1 protein-coding gene is annotated in these 525 nt (G+C 63.0%); it reads right to left on the bottom strand.

What is annotated here, in order from left to right:
• A partial coding sequence (locus A3736_RS05670) for a transposase (RefSeq protein WP_156501994.1) occupies positions 1 to 369 on the bottom strand: 369 nt, incomplete at its 3' end.
• Positions 370 to 525: the final 156 nt, after the last annotated feature.

Raw genomic sequence — 525 nt, 5'->3', positions numbered from 1 at the left:
TATCCGGTAGCAGTCTTCGGTCTTGATATGCGCCTCGCGAAACCACCCGGTGCGCATGATATGGGCGATGCCGAGCGCATCGGCGGCATCGGTCTTGTTGCGCTGGGCCGACAGCGCAGCGCGCACATGGCGGGTCTCCAGGCAGACAGCGGGAAGCCCCAGTTCGATCAATCCAGCATGCAGCCACGGCGAGATCGATCCCGCCTCATGGCCGACCCGGCGCAGACGCCCGGCAAAGCGCTCTAGCGCATCGGCGATCAACTGCGGCTCGGTCGGGACCTCGGTCTCCAGCACCACCTTGCCGTCATCGCCCACCACGCAGATCGCGGTCTCCTCGATCGATACATCGAGGCCTGCAAAGTACTCCATCATCCGACTCCTTCGCTTGCGTTGAACCGGAGCGGAGGAAGCGCCGAGCGCGGGAGAGGTGCAAGCAAGATCACCAGCGAACGAAGGTGGCGCACCCTTCGTGCGCGCCGCCAAGTCCTCGCCAAATACAGCGGCACTCAATTATCCCTTAAAAAT

The organism is Erythrobacter sp. HI0063 (genome assembly GCF_001635685.1).
Classification (GTDB): domain Bacteria; phylum Pseudomonadota; class Alphaproteobacteria; order Sphingomonadales; family Sphingomonadaceae; genus Qipengyuania.
Note: the sequence above shows the minus strand (reverse complement) of the source record. Positions and strands in the feature narration are given on the sequence as shown.